This window comes from Dermabacter sp. HFH0086 (assembly GCF_000413375.1).
GTDB lineage: Bacteria > Actinomycetota > Actinomycetes > Actinomycetales > Dermabacteraceae > Dermabacter > Dermabacter hominis.
The window spans coordinates 1,874,415-1,896,835 of the sequence record NZ_KE340308.1 but is presented as its reverse complement, the minus strand read 5'-3'; the positions used below and the strand labels follow the sequence as shown (position 1 = coordinate 1,896,835).

Annotated in this window: 16 protein-coding genes and 1 pseudogene; 11 read left to right on the top strand and 6 right to left on the bottom strand. The window is 63.9% G+C overall.

The window, feature by feature from the left end:
• The first annotated feature begins 61 nt into the window (after positions 1 to 61).
• Positions 62 to 304, top strand: a complete 243-nt coding sequence (gene secG, locus HMPREF1484_RS08365; protein ID WP_016664606.1) for a preprotein translocase subunit SecG — start codon at positions 62 to 64, stop codon at positions 302 to 304.
• Between the two features lie 159 nt (positions 305 to 463).
• Here secG and aroD read toward each other — a convergent pair whose 3' ends face one another.
• The 5 genes from aroD to tkt all read right to left on the bottom strand — a co-directional run bounded on the left by aroD (position 464) and on the right by tkt (position 7,873).
• Positions 464 to 1,240 carry a type I 3-dehydroquinate dehydratase gene (gene aroD / locus HMPREF1484_RS08360; RefSeq protein ID WP_016664605.1) on the bottom strand — a complete coding sequence of 259 codons (777 nt, stop codon included), beginning with the start codon at positions 1,238 to 1,240 and terminating at the stop codon, positions 464 to 466.
• Between the two features lie 55 nt (positions 1,241 to 1,295).
• Positions 1,296 to 2,993, bottom strand: a complete 1,698-nt coding sequence (gene pgl / locus HMPREF1484_RS08355; protein WP_016664604.1) for a 6-phosphogluconolactonase — start codon at positions 2,991 to 2,993, stop codon at positions 1,296 to 1,298.
• Positions 2,990 to 4,528 carry a glucose-6-phosphate dehydrogenase gene (gene zwf / locus HMPREF1484_RS08350; protein WP_016664603.1) on the bottom strand — a complete coding sequence of 513 codons (1,539 nt, stop codon included), beginning with the start codon at positions 4,526 to 4,528 and terminating at the stop codon, positions 2,990 to 2,992. The genes pgl and zwf overlap by 4 nt, the downstream gene beginning before the upstream one ends.
• A gap of 87 nt (positions 4,529 to 4,615) precedes the next feature.
• A complete protein-coding gene (gene tal, locus HMPREF1484_RS08345; protein ID WP_016664602.1) occupies positions 4,616 to 5,719 on the bottom strand; it encodes a transaldolase in 1,104 nt (367 codons plus the stop codon).
• A gap of 54 nt (positions 5,720 to 5,773) precedes the next feature.
• On the bottom strand, positions 5,774 to 7,873 hold the full coding sequence (gene tkt / locus HMPREF1484_RS08340) for a transketolase (protein WP_016664601.1): 2,100 nt from the start codon (positions 7,871 to 7,873) through the stop codon (positions 5,774 to 5,776).
• Positions 7,874 to 8,305: 432 nt separating this feature from the next.
• On the opposite strand from tkt, the gene HMPREF1484_RS08330 reads away from it, so the two are divergent.
• From HMPREF1484_RS08330 to HMPREF1484_RS08285, 10 genes and pseudogenes are all read left to right on the top strand, one after another.
• Positions 8,306 to 9,958, top strand: a complete 1,653-nt coding sequence (locus tag HMPREF1484_RS08330; protein WP_016664600.1) for an ABC-F family ATP-binding cassette domain-containing protein — start codon at positions 8,306 to 8,308, stop codon at positions 9,956 to 9,958.
• Complete coding sequence (locus tag HMPREF1484_RS08325; protein WP_016664599.1) at positions 9,955 to 11,199, top strand: MFS transporter; 1,245 nt, start codon at positions 9,955 to 9,957, stop codon at positions 11,197 to 11,199. Before HMPREF1484_RS08330 ends, HMPREF1484_RS08325 begins: the two co-directional genes overlap by 4 nt.
• Positions 11,196 to 12,181, top strand: a pseudogene (locus HMPREF1484_RS08320) (IS481 family transposase). The gene HMPREF1484_RS08325 and the pseudogene HMPREF1484_RS08320 overlap by 4 nt, the downstream one beginning before the upstream one ends.
• A gap of 149 nt (positions 12,182 to 12,330) precedes the next feature.
• The gene (locus tag HMPREF1484_RS08315) at positions 12,331 to 13,290 is read left to right on the top strand and encodes a heme o synthase (RefSeq protein ID WP_016664596.1); all 960 of its coding nucleotides are present in this window, start codon (positions 12,331 to 12,333) and stop codon (positions 13,288 to 13,290) included.
• 9 nt (positions 13,291 to 13,299) lie between these two features.
• Complete coding sequence (locus HMPREF1484_RS08310) at positions 13,300 to 14,247, top strand: site-specific tyrosine recombinase XerD (RefSeq protein WP_016664595.1); 948 nt, start codon at positions 13,300 to 13,302, stop codon at positions 14,245 to 14,247.
• A gap of 115 nt (positions 14,248 to 14,362) precedes the next feature.
• Positions 14,363 to 15,232: a ParA family protein gene (locus HMPREF1484_RS08305; protein ID WP_016664594.1), complete on the top strand. Its 870-nt coding sequence runs from the start codon at positions 14,363 to 14,365 to the stop codon at positions 15,230 to 15,232.
• 65 nt (positions 15,233 to 15,297) lie between these two features.
• Positions 15,298 to 16,107: a pseudouridine synthase gene (locus HMPREF1484_RS08300; protein ID WP_332067305.1), complete on the top strand. Its 810-nt coding sequence runs from the start codon at positions 15,298 to 15,300 to the stop codon at positions 16,105 to 16,107.
• Positions 16,104 to 17,237, top strand: a complete 1,134-nt coding sequence (locus HMPREF1484_RS08295; protein WP_016664592.1) for a prephenate dehydrogenase — start codon at positions 16,104 to 16,106, stop codon at positions 17,235 to 17,237. Before HMPREF1484_RS08300 ends, HMPREF1484_RS08295 begins: the two co-directional genes overlap by 4 nt.
• 71 nt (positions 17,238 to 17,308) lie before the next feature.
• Positions 17,309 to 19,495: a bifunctional cytidylate kinase/GTPase Der gene (gene der, locus HMPREF1484_RS08290; RefSeq protein ID WP_016664591.1), complete on the top strand. Its 2,187-nt coding sequence runs from the start codon at positions 17,309 to 17,311 to the stop codon at positions 19,493 to 19,495.
• Positions 19,496 to 19,506: 11 nt separating this feature from the next.
• Positions 19,507 to 19,992: an NUDIX domain-containing protein gene (locus HMPREF1484_RS08285; RefSeq protein ID WP_016664590.1), complete on the top strand. Its 486-nt coding sequence runs from the start codon at positions 19,507 to 19,509 to the stop codon at positions 19,990 to 19,992.
• Between the two features lie 6 nt (positions 19,993 to 19,998).
• Here HMPREF1484_RS08285 and HMPREF1484_RS08280 read toward each other — a convergent pair whose 3' ends face one another.
• The gene (locus tag HMPREF1484_RS08280) at positions 19,999 to 22,392 is read right to left on the bottom strand and encodes a hypothetical protein (RefSeq protein WP_016664589.1); all 2,394 of its coding nucleotides are present in this window, start codon (positions 22,390 to 22,392) and stop codon (positions 19,999 to 20,001) included.
• Positions 22,393 to 22,421: the final 29 nt, after the last annotated feature.

Genomic DNA, 22,421 nt, shown 5'->3' with positions numbered 1-22,421 from the left:
GGGCCGTGTAGCGTATTGTTAACCTCGTTTCCCCTATGTCAACCGAAGGAACCTCCCGGACATGGAAATTCTCAAGATCGCTCTCTTCGTGATTCTTGCGATCACGAGCCTCTTGCTCATGATGTTTATCCTCATGCACAAGGGGCGTGGCGGTGGCCTCTCCGACATGTTCGGCGGCGGCATTTCGACCGGTGCGGGCTCTTCGGGCGTTGCGGAACGCAACCTCAACATCATTACGACCGTCGTGGGCGTGGTGTGGCTTGGCTCGGCGATTGGTATCGCCGTGGTTGAGCGATTCATGTAGGGACCTGGCGCGCCTCGCGCCGTTTCTCCCACACTGATTCTTTACGCACCCGGGTGTATGTCGAAGGCACTCGGGTGTTTTTCTTTCCCTCGAGCCAGCTTTCACTCTCCTCTTCGCCCCTTCAATCGGCTGACCGGCGTGGGCCACGGGAAAGAGAAACTACCGATCAAGCACGATCGCGAGGGTGCTGGCGCTGAGCTGCCCCGGGGCGGATTGGGGGCCGACGGTGGCAAAGCTTGCGTCGGATCCGAATACTTCGCCTGCGAGCCGGCTTACCCTGCCTAGATGCCCCATCGCGATCGTGATGAGCGGGCGCTCAAGGCGCTTTTTCGCGTCGAGGCTCGCGCTGAGAAGGGCGAGGACGTCCTCGGGACATTGCGGCATGACCGCGAGTTTCGCGATGGCCCGCTGCGGGGGTGCGAGGGTCGTCATGTATTCGAGCATCGCGAGCATCGCCTCGCGCGGGGGAGTGGCCTCGAAGTAGTGACGCGAGAGGACAACGGGAATGCCAGAGGCCTCGGTAGCTTCGAGAACGGAGCTGATGGCAGCGGGATGCCGCGCGATCTCGACGTCGAGTGCCTCGGCGAGACCGGATTTTGCGATTGCCGAAAGCAGCTCGGCGTAAACGTCGTCCGTAACGCTCCACGTGCCGCCCTCGCTCGCCGTGCGGATCGTCGCGAGCAGCGGATGCGAGGGAGCGGATGCGCGAACAGCGCGGAGCGCGTCCATAATGGCGGCCTCGGCCTGGGCGAAGGGAACGTCGGCCTCGCCCAGGAGGTGATCGAGACGCACCTCGAGGATGTCCACGGGCGCCTCTCGCGCCTGTACCGCTTGATCGCTCAGTTCGCTCACGCTTGAACCGAGCACGGGCGCGATGATCGCTGTCCTGTGGCCTTCACCGAGGCTGACTTCGCCGATCATCACGCCCGTCGTCATGGCTTTCGTTCGCCTTTCTTCACCGCGATCCACAGCTGTGGCTCGCACTCGTGGCTTACAGGAAGTGCGCTGCTTCCTTGTCCAGGAACCACGTCGTCGATTCCGTACCCCGCACCGCCGAGGCCGGGCAGGCCGCAGCATCGACCTTCCCGTGCGCCGTCTTTACCGCCTGCGCCTTATCGAAGCCCGCGACAAGGAAGGACACGTGACGCGCGCTATTGAGCACAGGCCATGAAAGCGAAATGCGCTCCGACGGTGGCTTCGGGGAATTGCGTACGGGAACCGCGTAGGCCGATGTCGCCCGAGCATCCCGGTGTTCCGGGAAAAGCGAGGCGACGTGGCCGTCGGGGCCAACCCCGAGCAAAAGCACATCGAAGTAGGCCTCGCCCTGTGTCGTGAACGCTGAGTCGCTTCCCTGGATCGTGAGTTGCTGCCCGTACCAGGCGGCGGCCTCATCAAGGCTCATACCGGCGTCGGAACCGGGGATCGTGTGCACGTTGTACACGGGGATGCCCGCGCCGGTCGTCAACGCCGAGATCACGGGGCGATCGTTGCGGTCCGAGGACTTGGTTGCGACGAAGCGCTCGTCACCCCACCAGACGTGCAGCTTCGACGTGTCGACCTCAGCGAACTCAAGCGAGATAGCGATGCGCTCCGCCGTCGCCGTTCCTGCACGCCCGCCCGTGAGAACGAGGTGGGCGATACCGCGCTCCTCAATAGCGGCGGCGATCCGAGCCACGGCGTCCTTCGCCACGGCCTTCACGACGGCATCCATGTCGTCCGAAACAACGTCGGTTGACTCGGGCTTGCCCACCGCGAAACTGTTCGGGTCACCGGTCAGCGGGAATGCCGCGGCGAGGACATCGCCGTACACGTCATCGGGGTCGAGACGGCGAAGCTCTTCGCTCAAGAGGTCGTACATGGTGCGCTTCGGCATCGTCACGAACTGGTCGTCATTGTTGCCGGGAAGGCTCATCGTGATGCCCTCCTCACTCGAGCGCATAAGGCGGATGTCGCCGTCGTCGCGGTGAAGGGTCACGGCGCTCAGGCCGTGATCGGCTTTGACGACCTTGAATTCGACCGGAACATCTTCGCCGAGCGAGCGCTGGAGCCAGGCCTGCATGAGCAGCGACGATGGGTTGTCTTCGAGCCCTTCGATAGTGATGGCTTTCGGCTTGTCGGCGGGCGGGTAGTCGTACGCGGTTGCGACGAGACCGCGCCAGTTGGTGATGCGCGACCACGACAGATCGGAATCACCCGACTTGTAGCCGCGGGCGAGACGCAGAAGGGACGACTTCGGGCTTTCGCACTGGTAGACGTCGGTGATGCGGCGCTGCGCGATTGCACCGAGCGGATCCTGCGATGGTGAGGCCGGCGGAGTGTAAGGCCACCACGTGACGATGGGGGCATCGGGAAGTAGAAGCGGCGTGATGAGCGTGTCGAGGCCAGCATTCACGCGTCCGTGCGCGCGCAAAATGATGACCTCGCCGGCGCCGGCGTCCGTACCCACCCTGATTTCCGCATCGAGGGCATCGCGATCCGAGTCGTGCTCGGTCACGATCACAATGATCCGTGCTGGGTGCTCTTGGCTTGCCCGCACCGCGGCCTGGATCGGCTCGTCGAGCGAGCCGGTGTGCGTCACGATGACGAGCGTCGCGACGCGGTTGAGGGAAATGAGTCCGTCCTCTTCGCGCAAATCGCGAAGCTTAGCGCCGATCTGCGAAGCTGTCGTGTTCTCAAGTGTCGAAATCATGGACGCCTCCAAGTGCGGCCGTCGCGGGCCATCATGTCGTGTGCAGTCTGCGGTCCCCACGTGCCTGAACGGTACGGGGCGGGCGGCATATGCTCATCCCAGAACTCGAGGATGGGGTCGAGGATCTTCCAGGAGAGCTCCACCTCCTTTTGCCGGGGGAAGAGAGGAGGAGCGCCACGCAGAACGTCAAGAATGAGGCGTTCATAGGCCTCGGGGGATTCCTCCGTGAATGTCGATCCGTACGCGAAGTCCATGTTGACATCGCGCACCTCCATTTGGGTACCGGGAACCTTCGAGCCGAAACGCATTGTCACACCTTCATCCGGCTGGACGCGGATGACGACCGCGTTTTGGCCGAGGTCTACGGTGTCGGTATCGCGGAAGGGAAGGAACGGCACCTGCTTGTAGACGATCGCGATCTCCGTGACGCGCCGCCCGAGGCGCTTGCCCGCGCGGAGGTAGAACGGCACGCCTGCCCAGCGGCGAGTATTGACCTTGAGCTTGATCGCCGCGAAAGTCTCGGTAGTCGAGTCGGGCGAGATACCGTTCTCTTCGAGGTAGCCGTTGACCTGTTCACCGCCTTGCCAGCCGCCGACGTACTGACCACGGGCGGTGCCTTCGGCGAGATCCTCTGGCAGTTCGACTGCGGCGAGGACCTTTTCTTTTTCATTGCGAAGCTCGGCAGCATCGAACGTGATGGGTTCTTCCATGGCCGTCAGGGCAAGAAGCTGGAGCAAGTGGTTCTGGATGACGTCGCGCGCGGTTCCAATACCGTCGTAGTACCCGGCGCGGGTGCCAATCCCGATGTCTTCAGCCATCGTGATCTGCACGTGGTCGACATAGCGCGAGTTCCACACGGGCTCGAACATCTGGTTCGCGAACCGGAACGCGAGCAGATTCTGCACCGTTTCCTTGCCGAGGTAATGGTCGATTCGGAAGATTTCTTCGGGCTTAAAGACTTTTTCGACGATGTCGTTGAGCTCTCGTGCGCTTTCGAGGTCGTGCCCGAAGGGTTTCTCGATGACGACGCGCCGCCACGAATGTTCGGAGGGAGTGTTGAGGCCCGATTGTGCAAGTTGTTCCGCGACCTGAGGGAAGGCGCTGGGCGGGATGGAGAGGTAGAAGGCATGGTTGCCGCCCGTTCCCCTCGAGTCGTCGAGCTCGCTTACCACTCGCGTGAGTTCTTCGAAGGCTTCAGTGTCATCAAAGGCACCCGTGACGAATCGAAGGCCGCCTCTGAGTTGTTCGAACGCGTGCTCGTTGAAGGGGGTGCGTGCGTACTTCTCTACGCTTTCGCGCATGTAATCGGCGAAGTCGTCGTGGCTCCAGTCGCGTCGACCGAAGCCCACGAGGCCGAAGGCCGGGGGGAGTAGACCGCGATTGTGCAAGTCATAGATTGCGGGAAGGAGCTTTTTGCGGGCGAGGTCGCCCGTGACTCCGAACATGACGACCGAGCACGGTCCAGCGATGAGGGGGAGGCGACGGTCGCGCGAATCGCGCAGAGGGTTGCCTGGTGCAGCTTCGTTCTGCCTCACTATGGTCCTTTGGTAGGTATTGACTTCTGTCGCGGCCGTGCCCGCGCACCCAAAGGACGGGGCGCGGGCACGGCGCGTAAAGGGGTGTTACTGTGCGGCCGAGGCGGCGTCACGAACCGCCGAGAGGAGGTCCTCCCAAGCGGCCTCGAACTTTTCGACGCCTTCGCGTTCGAGCACGGCGAAGACATCGTCGAGGTCGATTCCGGCGGCGCTGATGGTTTCGAGGGTCTCGCGTGCGGCGGAGAGGTCGCTCTCGGTGAGGGGGCCCTCGATACGGGCATGGTCGGCAACGGCTTCGAGGGTTTTACCTGGAACCGTATTGACGACCGGATTGCCGACGAGGCGGTCCACGTACATCGTGTCGGGATAGGCCTCGTTCTTCACGCCGGTTGATGCCCACAGGGCGCGCTGCGGATTCGCGCCCTTTTCCTTGAGGGCGGCGAAACGATCGGAGCCGACATACTCGAGGTATTCGGCAAACGCAGCCTGCGCGTTGGCGAGGCCGGCCTTGCCGAGAAGGTCGAGGGCATCGCCGCCGATGGCTTCGAGGCGCTTATCGATTTCGCTGTCCACGCGGGACACGAAGAAGGAGGCCACCGAGTGGATGCGTGAGAGATCCACGCCGTTTTCTGCTGCCTTCTCGAGTCCGCTGAGGTAGGCATCGATCACCTGGCGGTAGCGCTCGAGCGAGAAGATGAGCGTGACATTCACGCTAATGCCCTCAGCGATCGCACGGGTGATCGCCGGGAGGCCCTCGTCGGTCGCGGGGATCTTAATCATCACGTTCTCGCGGTCCACGAGTGCGCTAAGGGACTTCGCCTGCTCGACGGTCGCGTCCTCCTCGTGCGCGAGGCGCGGATCGACCTCGATCGACACTCGACCGTCGAAGCCGTTCGAAGCTTTGTAGGTCGGCGCGAATACGTCGCATGCATCGCGCACATCGCGCGTCGTCAGCTCCGTGATGATTGCATCGGCATCGAGGCCGCGCGAAGCCGCGTCGGCGATTGCACGGTCGTAATCCGACTTGCCCGCGATGGCCGCCTTGAAGATCGCGGGATTCGTGGTGACACCGACGATGTTGCGTTCGCTCATGAGCTTTTCGAGGTCTCCGGTGTCGATGAGTGCACGGGAGAGATCGTCGAGCCAGAGGGAGACGCCAAGGTCGCTGAGCTTTTGCGTCAGTTCGGTCATGGCAAAACCTTTCGGGAGGTGTTCGGTTGAGCTGAGTATCCGATTGATTGGCGGTTACTTACGAGCTGCAGCGAGGGATTCTTTCGCCTTCGCCGCAACGTTTTCGGCCGTGAAACCGTACTTCTCGAACAGGAGCGAGCCCGATGCCGACTCACCGTAGTGCTCGAGCGAGACTGCGCGTCCTGCGTCACCGAGGAAGCGATACCAGGGCATCGCGATCCCGGCTTCGACGCTCACGCGCGCTTTGACGGTGCTGGGAAGAACCGATTCGCGGTACTCCTCGCTCTGCTCGTCAAACCACTCGACGCAGGGCATCGACACGAGTCGCGTGGGAATGCCTTCGGCTTCAAGTAGCTTCTGCGCGCCTGCAGCGTGCTGGACCTCGGAACCCGTCGCGATCAGGATGACCTCGGGCTCACCGTTGGAAGCGTCCTTCATGACGTAGGCGCCCTTGTCGAGGTTGTCCGCGCTCGCATACTCCTCGCGGTCAAAGGTGGGAACACCCTGGCGCGTGAGGATCAGACCAGCGGGACCCTCGTCGCGCTTGAGGACCGCTTTCCACGCTTGAGCAGTCTCGTTCGCATCAGCCGGTCGCACGATCGAGAGGTTCGGGATTGCGCGGTAGGCGGCGAGGTGCTCGACAGGCTGGTGGGTGGGGCCGTCTTCGCCGAGGCCGATTGAGTCGTGTGTCCACACGTAGATCGCGGGAGTCTTGCACAGCGAGGCGAGGCGCACCGAGCCGCGCATGTAGTCCGCAAACTGGAAGAACGTGCCGCCATACGGGCGTGTAAGGCCGTAGAGCGAGATTCCGCTCAGGATGGCGCCCATCGCGTGCTCGCGAATACCGAAGTGGAGAGTGCGGCCGTACGGGCTGCCCGAAAAGTCCTTGGTTTGGTTGGCCTCAGGAATGAACGACGGTTCACCCGCCATAGTCGTGTTGTTGGAGCCCGCGAGATCAGCCGACCCACCCCACAGTTCGGGGAGAACGGGAGCGAGGGCAGAGAGGACTTTGCCGGAGGCAGCGCGGGTCGCGAGGCCCTTCTCGTCGGCCTCAAAGACCGGCAGCGCCTCGTCGAGATCCGTGGGAAGGTCGCGGGCGATCAAGCGGTCGTACAGCGCCGCGGCATCGGGATTCTCGGCGCGCCACTCTTCCACCTTGGCATCCCATTCGCGATGCTTCTGGGCACCGCGCTCGATGAGGGCGCGGGCGTGTGCGAGAGCTTCTTCGTCGATCTCGAAGGTCTTTTCGGTATCGAAACCGAGGATGTCCTTGAGCCCGGCGATGGGCTGATCGCCAAGTGCGGATCCGTGAGCAGCGTGGTCTCCGGACTTGCCGGGGGTCGGCCATGCGATCACGGTGCGGAGGCGAATGAAGGTCGGCTTGTCAGTGACCTGCTGGCCGGCGACGATTGCGTCCTTCAGCTCCTTGAGGTTTTCGACGTACTCGGTGCCGCCATTGGTCCAGTCCACGGTGCGCACATCCCAGCCGAGGGCCTGGTAGCGGGCGGCGGTGTCCTCGGTAAAGGCGATGTTGGTATCGCCTTCGATGGAGATCTCGTTGTCGTCCCAAATGACGATGAGGTTGCCGAGCTGCTGCGTGCCGGCGAGGGAGGAGGCTTCGTGGCTCACGCCCTCTTCGAGGTCGCCGTCGGATGCAATCACGTAGGTGAAGGTGTCGAACGGGCTCTCGCCGGCGGGGGCGGTGGGATCGAGGAGGCCCCGAACGCGGCGCTGCGCCATGGCAAAGCCTACGGACGATGCAATTCCCTGGCCGAGCGGACCCGTCGTCATTTCGACACCGGCCGTGTGGAAGTTTTCGGGATGGCCCGGGGTCTTCGAGCCCTCGGTGCGCAGCGCCTGAAGGTCTTCAACCTCGAGGCCGAAGCCGCCGAGGAAGAGCTGGAGGTACTGCGTGAGGCTCGTGTGACCGCACGAGAGGATGAAGCGATCTCGGCCGAACCAGTCCGGATCCTTGGGATCGTGGTTCATGATGTCCTGGTACAGGAGGTAGGCAGCAGGGGAGAGGCTCACAGCCGTGCCCGGGTGCCCATTGCCGACCTTCTGTACGGCTTCCGCGGCGAGGATCCGCGCGTTGTCGATGGCACGCTTGTCGAGATCGCTCCAGCCCTCGGGGGCTACGAAATTGCTACTCACGAAAGTTCTTTCCCTTCCATCGGTTGATCCATCTCAAGCGCCGAGGGCGGGACCGGATCGGCGCGAGGGGCCAAAATCGTGTCGATAGTATCGCGCGAAATTGGAGGATAGGTGACTGCTGTCTCAGGAAATGCAGGAAACAAGGGCTCAGCGGCGGCGCCGGCACGCAGCTGTGCCGTGTGGGTCCGACGGCTGCTCGGCAAGCGTCGGACCTGGACGTCTAGTTGCACTGACCGGGGACGTTAGTTGACTTGCGTGGCATCGCCCGGTCTCTGTATCCTCGGCCGCATGTACTCAGGCATCGCCTCGATGAAGCTGCGTTCCGTCCGCTGACGGCGGCGGGACCCCTTATGACCTCTCGTCTGCCGTCCTGGCCATCTGCCGGGCGGCCGCTTCGTGGTGCCCGGCTCCATGACGAGCTGAGAGTACACAATGCCAACCACAGAACCTTTACAGTCATGTGCTTGGATCGGGACATCCCAAGGATCCGCTGCACACATCCGCGCTGAATCACTCCACCTGACACTCGGCGACAGGCCGCTGCTGAGTGGGACTGACGTCACCGTCTCCACCGGGTCGCGACTGGCGATCGTCGGCGACAACGGCCGGGGCAAGACCACCTTGCTCCACATACTGGCGGGGATCTTGAAACCCGACTCGGGAGTGGTGACCCGGGTGGGTTCCCTCGTCCTGGTCAAACAGGACATGGCCACCGAGGGCGATCGCACGGTCGGTGACCTCATTGCCGAGGCTACCGCCCCATCCAGGGCCGCTCTGCAGGCCCTCGACGTGGCTACCGCGGCGCTGGCCGCGGGCGATGACGCGGCCGACGCCTATTCCGCCGCACTCGAGGCGGCCACGCGGCTGGACGCCTGGGATGCAGACCGCCGTGTTGACATCGCCCTGGCGGGCCTGGACGCCTGTAGCGACCGCGATCGGGTCCTGTCGACCTTGTCGGTCGGTCAGCGGTACCGGGTACGGCTGGCGGTCGCCCTCGGATCGACCCCTGACCTGTTGCTGCTGGACGAGCCCACCAACCACCTGGACGCGGCAGGGCTGTCGTTCCTGACTGAGCGCCTGCGGCACCACCCCGGTGGCCTGGCCTTAGTCAGCCACGACCGCGCCCTGCTGCGCGACGTGGCGACCAGCTTCCTGGACCTCGACCCGACCCGCGATGGCCTTCCGCGCACCTACGCGGGCGGTTACGAGGGCTGGATCGAAGGGCGGCAACGAGAACGGGCCGCCTGGGAGCAAGACTATGCCGCCCAGGTCGCCCGGCATCAGGAACTGACCCGCGCCGCCGACGACGCACGCTCCCGCCTGTCGCAAGGCGGTTGGCGACCCGACAAGGGAACGGGCAAGCACCAACGGGCTACGCGCGCTGCCGGGGTGGTCCAGGCTTTCAACCGCCGCATCGTGGACCTAGAGCGTCATCAGATCGACGTGCCAGAGCCACCGCTGCGGTTGGCATGGCCCATATCGTCAGCGCGGACCGGTCAGAACATCGTCAACGCCTCCATGCTCACCGTGACTGACCAGTTGACCACCCCGGTCTCGGTGGACATCAGCGGTGGAGACCGGTTGGTGGTCACCGGGCCGAACGGTGCTGGGAAGTCCACACTGTTGGGGCTTCTCGGTCGGCGACTGGCCCCGAGTACAGGCCAGCTGCGGGTGAACCCGAGGGTGCGCGTCGCCCTGTTGTCTCAAGAGGTCCCTGACTGGGACGACGCCCTCCCCGCACACGTGGTCTACGAGACGTACCTGGCCACGCAGGGCCGCCGATCACAGGCACCCTCCCTCGGCTCACTCGGGCTGCTTGAGCCCGCGGCAACCCGCACACCCGTGGGGCACCTGTCGCAAGGGCAACAACGCCGCCTCCATCTGGCCATGTGCCTGGCGGTGGACCCGGACCTGTTGCTCCTGGACGAGCCCACCAACCATCTGTCATCGAGCCTCGTCGACGACATCACCACCGAGCTCCTGCGGACCTCCTGCGCCACGATCGTCGCCACGCACGACCGGCAGATGCTCGACGACCTCACCGACTGGCCCCACCTCAGCCTTGCCCCAAAGGACCTGCCATGAACCCCCTTCGCCCCTTGTCCGTCCCCGGCTACCGACCGCTGTTTGCAGCGATGGTGCTCACCGTCTTCGCCCAGGGTGCCTGGGCCCTCTACTTAGCCATGCAGACCCTCGACCTGGGCGCCACGGCGGCCACCTTGTCGGGTGTCGTGGCGTGGAGCGGCATCGGCCTGCTCGCAGGTTCCTTGCCCGCCGGGGTACTTGCGGACCGCGTCGCCAAGAAGTCCGTCATCGTCGGCGTCCTCACTGTCAACCTCGCCACCTCGACGACGACCTCCACCGCCGCCATCTTCGACGCGGCCACTTTCTGGATGCTGGCAGTGTCCGCGTTCATCATCGGCGTCTCGACCGCCTTCTTCTTCCCGGCCTACACCGCGCTCGTGCCCGTCCTCGTGGGAAGCGACGACCTGATGGCCGTCAATGGGCTCGAAGGGACCACCCGGCCGCTGGTAGGACAGACCCTCGCCCCCGGTGTCGTCGGTGCCGTCATCGGCGCGAGCGTGCCCGCCGCGGGCGGGTACCTCATCGCCGGCGCGGTCGGACTCGCCCTGATCGCCGCCCTGCGGCTTCCTGCCCCTTGCTCAGCCGAGACCGACGCCGAAGCTCCGGCCACCTCTGCGCTGCGGGACCTGCTCGACGGGTTCGGCTACGTCGCCCGCACGCGCTGGGTTCGCTCCAGCGTGCTGTTGGCGGCCGCCATGGGCCTGGCCGTGACCGGCCCGCTGGAAGTTCTCCTGCCCGCGCTTGTACGTTCGACCCATGACAACGGTCCGGCTGTGTACGGAGTCGTCCTCGGAGCTCTGGGCGTCGGCGGCCTGGTGGGTTCCCTCGTCGCCGGCTCATGGCCCACCCCCTCACACTTCCTGCCCGTAATGGTCGGCGCATGGGCACTCGGCTGCCTTCCACTGGCCATCTCCGCATTCACCAACAATCCGTGGATCATCAGCGCCGGACTGGCGGTCTACGGTGCGTCGATCGGAGTCGGGATGGTCATTTGGGGCACGGTCCTGCAGGAACACGTACCGCTGGAGATGCTCGGCCGAGTCGCCAGCCTCGACTTCTTCATCTCCATCGCCTTCATGCCACTGTCCATCGCACTCACCGGACTCCTCAGCCGACACATCGCCGCTGCCAGCTTGTTCATCGCCGCCGGACTCGTGCCGCTCGCCACGACGATCCTCCTTGCAGTCCTTGGGCAACTCCGAACGCCGCGGACGACGCCCGTCGCAGCAGGTGAGGAGTGATGCACGCCAACGCCACCCTGACACCTCGCCACCGGCTCAAGGTGGCTCAGCTCGTCGTCGACGACGGTAGGCCCATCAGCGAAGTCGCCGCTCGCTTCAAGGTCTCCTGGCCGACCGTGAAGAGGTGGGTCGACCGCTATCGCGCCGGCGAGTCGATGCAGGATCGCTCGTCCCGGCCGAAGACCTCACCGAACAAGACGGACAAGGCGACGACGAAGCGGTGCGTCAGCCTGCGGATACGGCTGCGTGAGGGCCCCGTGCAGCTCGCCGCCCGACTCGGCATCGCGCCCTCAACCGTCCACCGCATCTTGGCCGGTGCCCGACTGAACCGGCTCTCCTACGTGGACCGCGAGAGTGGCGAACCGATCGGCCGGTACGAACACCCCACCCCGGCTCCCTGGTCCACGTGGACGTGAAGAAGCTCGGGAACATCCCCGACGGTGGCGGCTGGCGCTACGTCGGCCGCCGCCAAGGCGACCACAACCGAACGGCGACACCGGGTAAGCCGAAGAGCAAGTGGCACAACCCCAGGCTCGGGTACGCGTTCGTGCACACCGTCATTGACGACCACTCCCGCGTCGCGTACACCGAGGTCCACGACGACGAGACCGCCGTCACCGCGGTCGGGGGCCTGCATCGGGCTGTGGCGTGGTTTGCCGATCGCGGCGTCTCCGTAGAGCGGGTGCTGTCCGACAACGGTGGCGCCTATCGCTCGCACCTGTGGCGGGACACCTGCGAGGCCCTCTCGATCCCCCCGATGCGGACGCGTCCGTACCGGCCGCAGACCAGCGGCAAGGTAGAGCGCTTCCACCGGACCATGGCCGACGGGTGGGCCTACGCCCGCTGCTACACCAGCGAGCAAGAACGACGCGACGCCCTGCCGGATTGGCTGCACCAGTACAACCAGCACCGCCCGCACACGGCCTGCGACAACCAGCCGCCGTTCTCACGATTGATCAACGTCCCCGAGCAGTACATCTAGTGGCGTGACTTACCCGAGAGATCCTGGCTCCCGGCCTCCCGGGCGACTATTGTGGAGGGACGTTAGGCCCTTCGCTGTGGCCAATCCCGATCACAAGGCCCTCCCCAGCCTTTTCGTCCACGCAATCTCCACGCAATCGAGGAACGCGAGTGAATCAAAGCCCCGGCACGACCACCCTTTCCCATGAGGCGACGGCGCAGCATGGAGGCGGAAGTGACCGCTCGCTTCGCCGTACCCTTCTCGCGTACGTTGCTCTCACTAAGCCGCGCATTATTGAGCTCTTGCTCATCACCACTATCCCCACGATGTTTCTCGCGGCCGGTGGTTTCCCGTCGTGGCTGCTGATCCTCAACACGATGGTGGGCGGCTACCTTGCCGCCGGTGGCGCGAACGTCCTCAACATGTATCTGGACCGCGACATCGATGCGAAGATGAAGCGCACGAAGAACCGCCCGCTCGTCACGGGTGAGGTTTCGCCGCAAGCGGCTCTCGCATTCGGGCTCGCCCTGTGCGCGCTCTCGGTGGTGTACCTGTGGGCGTTTGTCAACGCTCCTTCGGCACTCCTCGCGCTCGGCGCGATCCTGCTGTACGTCGTGTTTTACACGATGATTCTCAAGCGCCGCACGAGTCAGAACATCGTGTGGGGCGGGATTGCGGGCTGCATGCCGGTTTTGATCGGCTGGTCCGCCGTCACGGGTGGCGTCTCATGGACCGCGTTCTTTCTTTTCCTCGTGATCTTTTTTTGGACGCCGCCGCACTACTGGCCGCTCGCCGAGCGTTTTACGCAGGACTACGCCCGCGCCGAGGTTCCTATGCTCCCCGTCGTGAGCTCGCGCACGACCGTCGCGAAGCACATGGTGTTCCACACGGTCATGATGCTGCTGTGCTCGTTTGCGATCATTCCCCTCGCGCCCACAGGCATCGTGTACACGGTGAGCTCGATCGTGTTCGGCGGCTGGTTCTTGTTTCTGGTTGTGCGATACGCGGTGCGCGTGCGGCGCGGTATGACCGGTTCGAAGCTCAACCCCATGGGGGTGTTCCACGCGTCGATTACGTACCTTACGCTCGTGTTCGTCGCGCTCGCCATCGACCCCTTCGTGGTGCTGTAGAGAGACCTCATGCCCCAGCGCGTCGATAGCGCTACACGCCTTGCCGAATCCTTCCTCACGCACCTTCGCATCGAACGAGGATTGAGCCCCAATACCGTCGCTGCATACCGCCGCGATCTCACGCGGTACCTTTCGTATCTCGACGAGGGCGCGATCGATGTGCGCGACGTTCAAACGCCCACGATTGCGGGGTATATCGGTGCTCTGCGCGAGGGGAGCGCGGGAACTGCTCCCCTTGCGCCTTCGTCCGCGGCGCGAGCGCTCGCTTCGATCCGTGCCTTCCACCGCTTCCTCGATGAAGAGAACGAAACGCGAACGGGCGATCCTGCGGCGCGGGTACGCGAAGCCTCCCGTCCTTTGCGCCTTCCCGATGCCTTGAGCGTTGAGGAGGTAGCCGCACTTATTGACGCGGCGTCGGGGCCTTTCACCGGGGGACTTGCCTCCGAGCGCGCCCTTCGCAATCGGGCCCTCGTCGAGGTGCTCTATGGCACTGGTTGCCGCATCAGCGAGGCGCTCGCGCTCGACGTTGATGACACTGCACTAGCCGATCAGATCATCCGCGTGCGCGGAAAAGGCAATAAGGAGCGTCTTATCCCGCTCGGGCGCTACGCCCTCGAGGCACTCGAGGCATACCTCACTCGGGCTCGTCCAACGTTTCTCGCGAAAGGGAGCGGAAGCCCTGCGATCTTTCTGGGCAACAGGGGCACGCGTCTGACGAGGCAAGCCGCCTTTGCGATCGTCAAGACCGCAGCCGAGAATGCGAACATCACGGCACACGTGAGTCCTCACACGCTGCGTCACAGCTATGCGACTCATCTTCTGGAAGGCGGGGCCGACGTCCGCACGGTGCAGGAGCTGCTCGGGCACGCCTCAATCACGACGACCCAGCGCTACACACATCTGGGCCAACAGGCACTTCGAGAAATACACGCGAGCTCTCATCCGCGAGCGCTGTAGCGGGGCGCGGGTGGAATTCGTATCCAGGGCTGCCGGTTAGACTTATTTTCATGGGCCGCGTGCAGTGAGTGCACGCGAGAGCCCGCGAACACCAACGACGTAGGGACAGGTACACGTGACAAAGAGCGAGCTTGATTTGAACCTCAATTACGGCCCCACGGGGCGCCCGCTTCCGGACTTTCCCGAGCCGAAGGCACTCGACTCTCACGGGCCCGCGCGAATCATTTCGATGGTGAACCAGAAGGGCGGCGTGGGGAAGACGACCTCGGTCATTAATCTTGGTGCCGCACTCGCTGAGCTTGGCCGCAAGGTTCTTCTCGTAGACCTCGATCCCCAGGGCGCGCTTAGCGCCGGAACGGGCATCAACAGCTACGAACTCGACCTCACCGTTTACAACTTGCTTCTAGAGCGCGATCACGACATCCGCGAGGCAATCCAGCCGACGACGACGGAAAACATGGAGATCCTTCCGGCCAACATCGATCTGTCTGCGGCGGAGGTCCAGCTCGTCAACGAGGTCGCGCGCGAAATGGCTCTTGCCCGCGTGCTTCGCCCCGTTGTCGGTGACTACGACATTATTCTCATCGACTGCCAACCATCGCTCGGTCTTCTGACCGTCAACGCGCTTGCGGCGAGCGACGGCGTCATCATCCCGCTTGGGGCCGAGTACTTTGCGCTTCGTGGCGTTGCCCTTCTTGTTGAAACGATTGAAAAGGTCCAGGACCGCATCAACCCACGTCTTGAAATGGATGGCATTCTCATCACGATGTTCGATCCGCGCACGCTGCATGCGCGCGAGGTTGTGGCCCGAGTCGTTGAGGCCTTCCCCGACAAGGTGTTCCATACGGCAATCAACCGCACCGTGAAGTTCCCGGACGCCTCGGTTGCGGCCGAACCGATTACGACGTTTGCCTCCAACAACAAGGGTGCCGACGCCTACCGCCAGCTTGCGCGCGAACTCCTCGCGCGCGGGGCAGCGGCTTGACGGGCCCGAATCGGCCGGGGCGGAGGCCGAAACGGCGCAAGAGCGACTTCACCGCGCCGAAAAAGGTGCGGCTTCGCGATTCCGCGGGCGCGCCGCGAGCAGGTCGGGATAACTCCTCGCAGGCACCGTCGGAACCTGTTCCCCATGACGGTGTACGTCTTCAGAAAGTGCTCGCGAACGCGGGTTTTGGCTCGCGCCGTGCTTGCGAAGCGCTTATCGCGCAGGGGCGTGTCTCTATTGGGGGTGAGGTCGTGCAGGAGCAGGGAGTCCGCGTCGATCCGCGCACTGCCGTCATTCACGTCGACGGGCGTCGCGTGCAGCTCGACGAGACGAAACTGACGGTTGCCCTCAATAAGCCGCGCAAGGTGATGAGCGCGATGGAGGATCCGCAGGGGCGCCGAACTCTCGAGGAGTTTGCGGCGCGCTACCCGGTTCGCCTGTACCACGTCGGTAGGCTCGACTATGAAACCGAGGGGCTCCTTCTTTTGAGCAACGACGGGGAGCTGACGCACCGCCTCACGCACCCGAGTTTTGAGGTGTCAAAAACCTACGTGTGCCGTTTTGACTGCCCGGGATCCTTCCCTCGGTCGATTCTGGCGAAGCTGCGTGCCGGCATCGATCTCGACGATGGACCGGCGCGGGCCGACCGCGCAAACCTCGTTGCCCACGATGGGCGAGAGGCAATAGTCGAAGTCACCCTTCACGAGGGGCGAAACAGGATCGTTCGCCGCATGTTTGCTGCGCTCGGGTATGAACTTACGAGTCTCGTGCGCACGCGAATCGGGCCCGTCGTTCTCGCCGATCTTGAGCCGGGTGCTACGCGTGAACTGACCCGAAAGGAACTCGGCACCCTGATGGCGGAGGTCGGCCTGTGAGCATTGGCGCCAGTCGCGAAGCCGTAGCGCTCGAGGGCCCCGTTCTCGTCATAGGTGCGGGATTGATTGGCGGATCGATCGGCATGGCTCTCGGCCACGCCGGTCTCGAAGTTCTCGTTCGCGATTCGTCCCCGGGAACGACCAGGCTCGCGTGCGAACTCGGGGTGGGGCGCGAGGCCCGCGAAGGCGACCAGCCGCAAATGGTCATTGTCGCGACACCACCCGATGTGTGCGCATCGGTGGCACTCGGCGCTCTCGAGGAGTTCCCCGAGGCATGCGTGCTCGATGTTGCGAGCGTGAAGCAGCCCATTGCGCAGGGGGTGCTCGACGGGGCGGCGGCGAGAGGGCTTGACGCCTCTCGCTACGTGGGCACGCACCCGATGGCCGGCCGGGAAGTGGCAGGGGTGGTCGCCGCGAGGGGAGACCTGTTCAGGGGTAGGGCCTTCGTGGTGGTTCCGACGCCTGCGACCAGCCCTCGAAGCTTCGCCCTCGCACGGCTGCTTGGCGTTGAACTCGGAGCGGCGGTCGTGGAGATCGAACCCGATGTGCACGATGAGGCCGTCGCCTATGTTTCGCACGTTCCGCAGATCGTCTCGAGCGTGCTCGCAAGTCGACTGACCGCGGCGAGTGAAGCGGCTCTAGGGCTGTCGGGGCAGGGCCTGCGAGATACGACGCGCATCGCCGCGAGCGATCCGAGGCTGTGGGTCGAGATCCTCTCAGCCAACGCGGGGTGCATCGCGCCAATCCTTAAGGCTCTAGGTGAAGATCTCGATGGGCTCACACGGGCCTTCGAGACGCTTGGCGACATGGAACCGCAACCGGGCTCGCGCGCCTGTATCGCCCGGGCGATCGCTGCCGGCAACGACGGCGTAGCCCGGATTCCGGGCAAGCACGGTGGGGGAGCGGAGAGCTTTTGCCGGGTCACGGTGCTCGTACCTGACGAGCCCGGCGAGCTTGCGCGTCTCCTCACACACATGGGGGAGGAGAACATCAACCTCGAAGATCTGCGCCTCGAGCACTCTCTTGGGCAAAGGATGGGGCTCGCGCACGTGAGTGTCACGCGCGCCGACGAACCTCGCCTCACCGCGATGCTTGAAAAGAGAGGTTGGGCACGCGCGGGTACAGAGTGATCGGCCGGCGCGCGCGTGGGCGCGTCCCACGACTAAACTTGGAATTTGACCAGCGACAGGGGAGGAAAGACATGAACGGCGTCACCATCGCGATCGATGGCCCCGCAGGCTCGGGGAAGTCAACGGTGTCGAAAGAGGTAGCGCGAGCTCTTCAGGGCGGCTACCTCGATACGGGGGCCATGTATCGCGCGGCAGCGTGGTCGTGCCTCAACAGCGGTGTCGACCTCAACGACCGCGAAGCTGTGACGGCCCACGTCGCTGAGTTCGACCTCGCGGTGTCGACCAATCCCGATGATCCGGCGATTCTCGTTGGCGGTAAGGAGATTTCGGAACAGATCCGCTCCGAGGAAATCTCGACGTGCGTGAGTCGAGTGGCGACCAACACGGACGTCCGGGCCATCCTCCAGGAACGCCAGCGCGCCGTTCTGTTTACCACCGCAAACGAACTCGGGTTTTGTGTCGCTGAAGGCCGCGACATCACAACGGTCGTCGCCCCCGATGCCGACGTACGCGTGCTGCTGACGGCCAGCCCGGAAGCTCGACTAAGGCGCAGGGCGGGCCAGCTCGGTCTTGAGGAAACCGAAGACGTGCGCGAGCGTATGCGCGACCAGGTTCTTCGCCGCGATGCTGATGATTCGACGGTTTCCGAATTTACGGAAGCAGCCGAAGGCGTGCACCTTATTGACACGACCGACCTCGACATCGACGAGGTCATCAACACCGTGCTCGAGCTCGTTCCCGGAATCGAACTCATCGATGATGAGCCCGAGAACGACGAATCTCTTTCGGGGGAAATCCCCGAGGCTTTCGACGACAGCAATCTCGACGACGAGGCTCGCACGGCATCGCTGCGCGCCGGCCTCGAAGACTACGGCCTCGACGAGGAGGATCGCAGCCTCCTGACGGAGGAGTACGCCCCCGTTGCGAGCGCCGACGATGAACGAATGCTCCCGGTCCTCGCCGTGGTCGGCCGGCCAAACGTCGGAAAATCTACCCTCGTCAATCGCATCCTCGGGCACCGCGAAGCGGTCGTCGAGGATACCCCCGGGGTGACCCGAGACCGCGTGTTCTACGAAGCGAACTGGGCTGGCCGTGACTTTATGCTCGTCGACACGGGTGGTTGGGAAGACAAGGTTGACGGCATTGCCTACCGGGTCGCCGAACAGGCTGAACTCGCCATTGGCCTCGCCGATGCCGTGATGTTCGTCGTTGACGCGAACGTGGGCATCACTCACACCGACGAGCAACTCGTGCGTGTTCTCCGACGCTCCAAGAAGCCCGTGCTCCTCGTCGCTAACAAGGTCGACGACCAGCGAGGTGAACTCGAGGCCGCAGCCCTCTGGAATCTGGGGCTCGGCGAACCGCACCCCGTTTCGGCTCTTCACGGACGCGGCTCAGGAGATGTGCTCGACCGTATCCTCGACATCCTTCCGGAAGAAGGGCAAACGCGTGCCAAGCCAACTGGCCCGCGCCGCGTGGCTCTCATCGGTCGCCCCAACGTCGGCAAGAGTTCCCTACTGAACAAGCTTGCGCGCGAGAACCGCGTCGTCGTCGACCCTACCGCTGGCACCACACGCGACCCGGTCGACGAAGTCATCGAACTCGACGGACGCGAGTGGACCTTCGTCGACACGGCAGGCATCCGTCGCCGCGTTCGCCAAAGTGAAGGGGCTGACTTCTTCGCATCGATCCGGACCCAGGCCGCGCTCGATCGCGCCGAAGTCGCCGTCGTTCTCCTGGAAGCATCAGAACCGATTTCGACCCAGGACCTCAAGATCATCGACATGGTCCTTGAATCCGGCCGCGCACTCGTGCTCGCGTTCAATAAGTGGGACTTGATCGATGAAGAGCGGCGCGCCCAGCTCGAATGGGAAATCGAGAAGGACCTCTCCCACGTTCGATGGGCTCCCCGCGTGAACATCTCCGCTCTCACCGGGCGACACACGGACAAGCTCGTCCCCGCGCTCGATCTCGCACTCGAATCGTGGGACACGCGCATCCCGACCTCGCGCCTGAATGCCTTCCTCGGAACGCTAGTTGCGGCGCACCCGCACCCGTTGCGAGGCGGCAAGCAACCGCGCATCCTCTTTGCGACGCAGGCCCGTACGCGTCCGCCCCGCTTCGTGATTTTCGCTTCAGGCTTCCTCGAACACGGCTACCGCCGCTTTATCGAGCGTCGTCTGCGCGAGGACTTCTCGTTCGACGGTTCCCCCGTGGAGATCAGCGTTCGCGTTCGCGAAAAGAGAAAGAACAGGTAAGGAGGGACGCGATGCCCACGCCCGACTTCGTTCTTAAGCTCCGCGAGAAGATCGGTCACGACCACCTGTGGCTCTCGGGTGTGACGGTCTTCGTCTTCGACGACGACAGAACTCATTGCCTCCTCGTTCAGCGCGCCGACACCCACCAGTGGACGCCTGTTACGGGCATTATCGACCCGGGGGAGGAGCCCGCCCGTGCAGGGGTACGCGAAGTCCTGGAAGAAACGGGATGCGCGTGCACGATCGAGTTTCTCTCGAATGTGGGGGCCGTCGGGCCCGTCACGCATGCCAACGGCGACCTCGCAAGCTACCTCGATCTCGCCTTTGTGGCCACCCACGTCAGGGGAGAACCGCACCCGGCCGATGGTGAGAATCTCCAAGCCGCGTGGTTTCCGATCGACGACATGCCCGAGCTCAACCGTCGCTTTCGGGCAGGCCTGCGCCGCGCGATCGACCAGCTCTTCAGCGGTGACCGCGCGGCGTATTTCAAACGGTAAAAGCCTTCAGCATTCGTGCACGGGGCGCTCGAACACGACGGCCATGGGGGTCTGCTGCGACCCCTGCCCAAGTGGGTTATCCGCGAACTGCGCCTCGTAGTGCTCCCGCTCGCGTGAAGCCGCAAGGCCCAGAACGTTGCGCCCGATATCGTTCGCATCCATCACGACGACGCCGTCGAAAGTCTCGACGAAACGCGCAGGGACGACCTCGCGAATAACATCCACGAGGTGAGCTGCAACGAGATCCGGATCCTTTGGCGGAAGTTTTGCCGAGACGTTCGACGGGTACACCGAGTATTCAGTTGGACCGTCGATCGCCCGGACATCGGCTCCCGCGTGCTCATAAAACACGCCGCGTTTGCCCCGCAGCTTCCCGAGGGCACCGAGGGCCGCGGCATACGTGATGCGGGCAAGCCCAGCCTCATTGATCGCGAGCTGCATCGTGACCGGGTCACCGAGGCCGATCCCCGCGGGGGTGCGTGTCACGAACCGTGACAGTTGCTTGGCGGCGAAAGACGGCTTGATTTCCCACACGAACCACGAACGGCCCTGCATGATCGCAATGATTTTCTCCGACACCGTGAAATTCCAGCGGCGGTTCTCGGTTGCGTGACGATCCTCGTTCGTGCCCCGCTCGTCAAGGTCCTTGAAGAACTGCTTGACGTAGCCCGCAATTTCCTCATCCATGCGCGAATCCTTGGAGAACTTCGCCGTCTGAATCGGGTAGCGGCGTGCTAGCGTCCCGTCGTTCAGCTCGAGATCGAGCTGTTTGCCCGCGTTAGCGGTGAGCGGGGTGTGCGGATCGGGCGGCAGCGACTGACCGTTATCGTCGGCCAGCACGTCGGAATCCTCATGCGCGTCGAGAGCCTCGAGGTCATCCGCGTCGAAGAAAACGCGCGCCCACAGTTCCGCACACGCGAAGCGCCACAACTGGGCGGCGCTGACGCTCGAACGGCCATTGATGTGCGCATCGAAAGCCTTGAGAACCTCGGCTTGGTCAAACCATCCGCGGGTGCCAAAGGTCTGCGACGAGAACAAAGAAAAGTACGTGCCTTTAATGCGCTTAAACCAGGCTGTTTCTCGCTCCTGCATGGAAAGCGACGGGGCTTTTTCGTGTGCCTGGTCGTAGGCCGCCTCGATGAGGGAGCGTGTCCCTGCGCCCCCGAAGGCGGTCTCCTCAAGCGACGCATAGAAACGGAGAACTTCGAGATCGGTGAACGGGGAGCGCACCATGACGTGACCGCCAAGCGCGTGCGCGGCTTTTGCGCGCTGCTCCGCTTCATGAGACCCGGAGGTCGCCAGGGGAGCGAGAGGGCCCTCGTATTCGGGAGAGGGTTCGAAGCCAATCGCCCGTTCCCTTTCGCCGCTTCGCAGCGAGGGGCCGAGGAGGGATTCGCATCGATCACGTGCGCTCCCTCGCGCAGCACCCATAACGCGGGACAGAAGTGTGGATCGAGTGTCGGAAGCCCTGTGGAGCGCCGAGGCGCCATAGGTATCGAGAGCGAGCTGCTGTTCACCCTGAATGCACGCGCGAAGGTGAAGCCACCCAAAGTAGGACTCAAGCGAAGCCGGAGGTTCTTCATACGTGCGAAGCACAAGCGGGAGATCCTTCTTCAAGCTTTGTGGCGTGCCCGTCACGACGCCCTGGTGCTCGCGGGCATCGCTGGATGGGCCACCCGCGCTAGGTACACAGCGCAGGACCTCAAGCGGCGAATCCGTTGAGCGAACGGCATGCTCGAGGGCTTGTGAAGCAACCGGATCGAGCTCATTCACGAGGGCCGCCCCCTCGCCGGTGGCGCGTCGCGTGACCGCATCTGTAAGCCGCGTCCGGAACTCTTCAATGCATGAGTGGTCGGCGCGGCGCGGGTTCGAGGGAGCAGCGAAAACGTCTTGATGCGCATCCAGGAGAGGAGTGCGCACGAGCCCCTCGCGTGCGAATTTCACCGACTCTCCCGGCAATACGCGAGCGATGCCAGAGAAGAATGTTTCACTACCGCGCTGAGTATCGCCGAGAAGGTAGCGGCGCAGCACGTCGGTGTTGGGCTCGCGCGGGATATCCGTGTGACGAAGGAGGTCGGCGATCGTGGAGGCAAACGCGATTCCCGTTGACGTGCGCGCGTAATAAAGAGGCCGCGATCCGAAAACGTCTCGCGCGAGGACGAGCGAGGAGTCAGCGTCCATGAAAGCCAGAGCAAACTCGCCGTTGAGCGTGGCGAGGCTGCCTACACCCTCCGCCTCGATGAGACGCGACGTAGCGTCGGACCCTTCGGAGCCCGTGAGAGCGCAGCGTGCCCCTGACGGCAATACGTACCCCTCGAGTGCACACCTCCCGCTTTCGATGACCTCTGGCCACGCCTTGATGTCCCCTTCGTGAGTCACATGACCGAAAAATGTGGGCATTGCACCAACCTCCATAAGCCTCATTTTGC

Coding starts and splice junctions, on each gene's coding strand:
- secG (WP_016664606.1), top strand. CDS start 62: ATGGAAATTCTCAAGATCGCTCTCTTCGTGATTCTTGCGATCACGAGC.
- aroD (WP_016664605.1), bottom strand. CDS start 1,240: ATGACGACGGGCGTGATGATCGGCGAAGTCAGCCTCGGTGAAGGCCAC.
- pgl (WP_016664604.1), bottom strand. CDS start 2,993: ATGATTTCGACACTTGAGAACACGACAGCTTCGCAGATCGGCGCTAAG.
- tal (WP_016664602.1), bottom strand. CDS start 5,719: ATGACCGAACTGACGCAAAAGCTCAGCGACCTTGGCGTCTCCCTCTGG.
- HMPREF1484_RS08330 (WP_016664600.1), top strand. CDS start 8,306: ATGCCAACCACAGAACCTTTACAGTCATGTGCTTGGATCGGGACATCC.
- HMPREF1484_RS08325 (WP_016664599.1), top strand. CDS start 9,955: ATGAACCCCCTTCGCCCCTTGTCCGTCCCCGGCTACCGACCGCTGTTT.
- HMPREF1484_RS08310 (WP_016664595.1), top strand. CDS start 13,300: ATGCCCCAGCGCGTCGATAGCGCTACACGCCTTGCCGAATCCTTCCTC.
- der (WP_016664591.1), top strand. CDS start 17,309: ATGAACGGCGTCACCATCGCGATCGATGGCCCCGCAGGCTCGGGGAAG.
- HMPREF1484_RS08285 (WP_016664590.1), top strand. CDS start 19,507: ATGCCCACGCCCGACTTCGTTCTTAAGCTCCGCGAGAAGATCGGTCAC.
- HMPREF1484_RS08280 (WP_016664589.1), bottom strand. CDS start 22,392: ATGCCCACATTTTTCGGTCATGTGACTCACGAAGGGGACATCAAGGCG.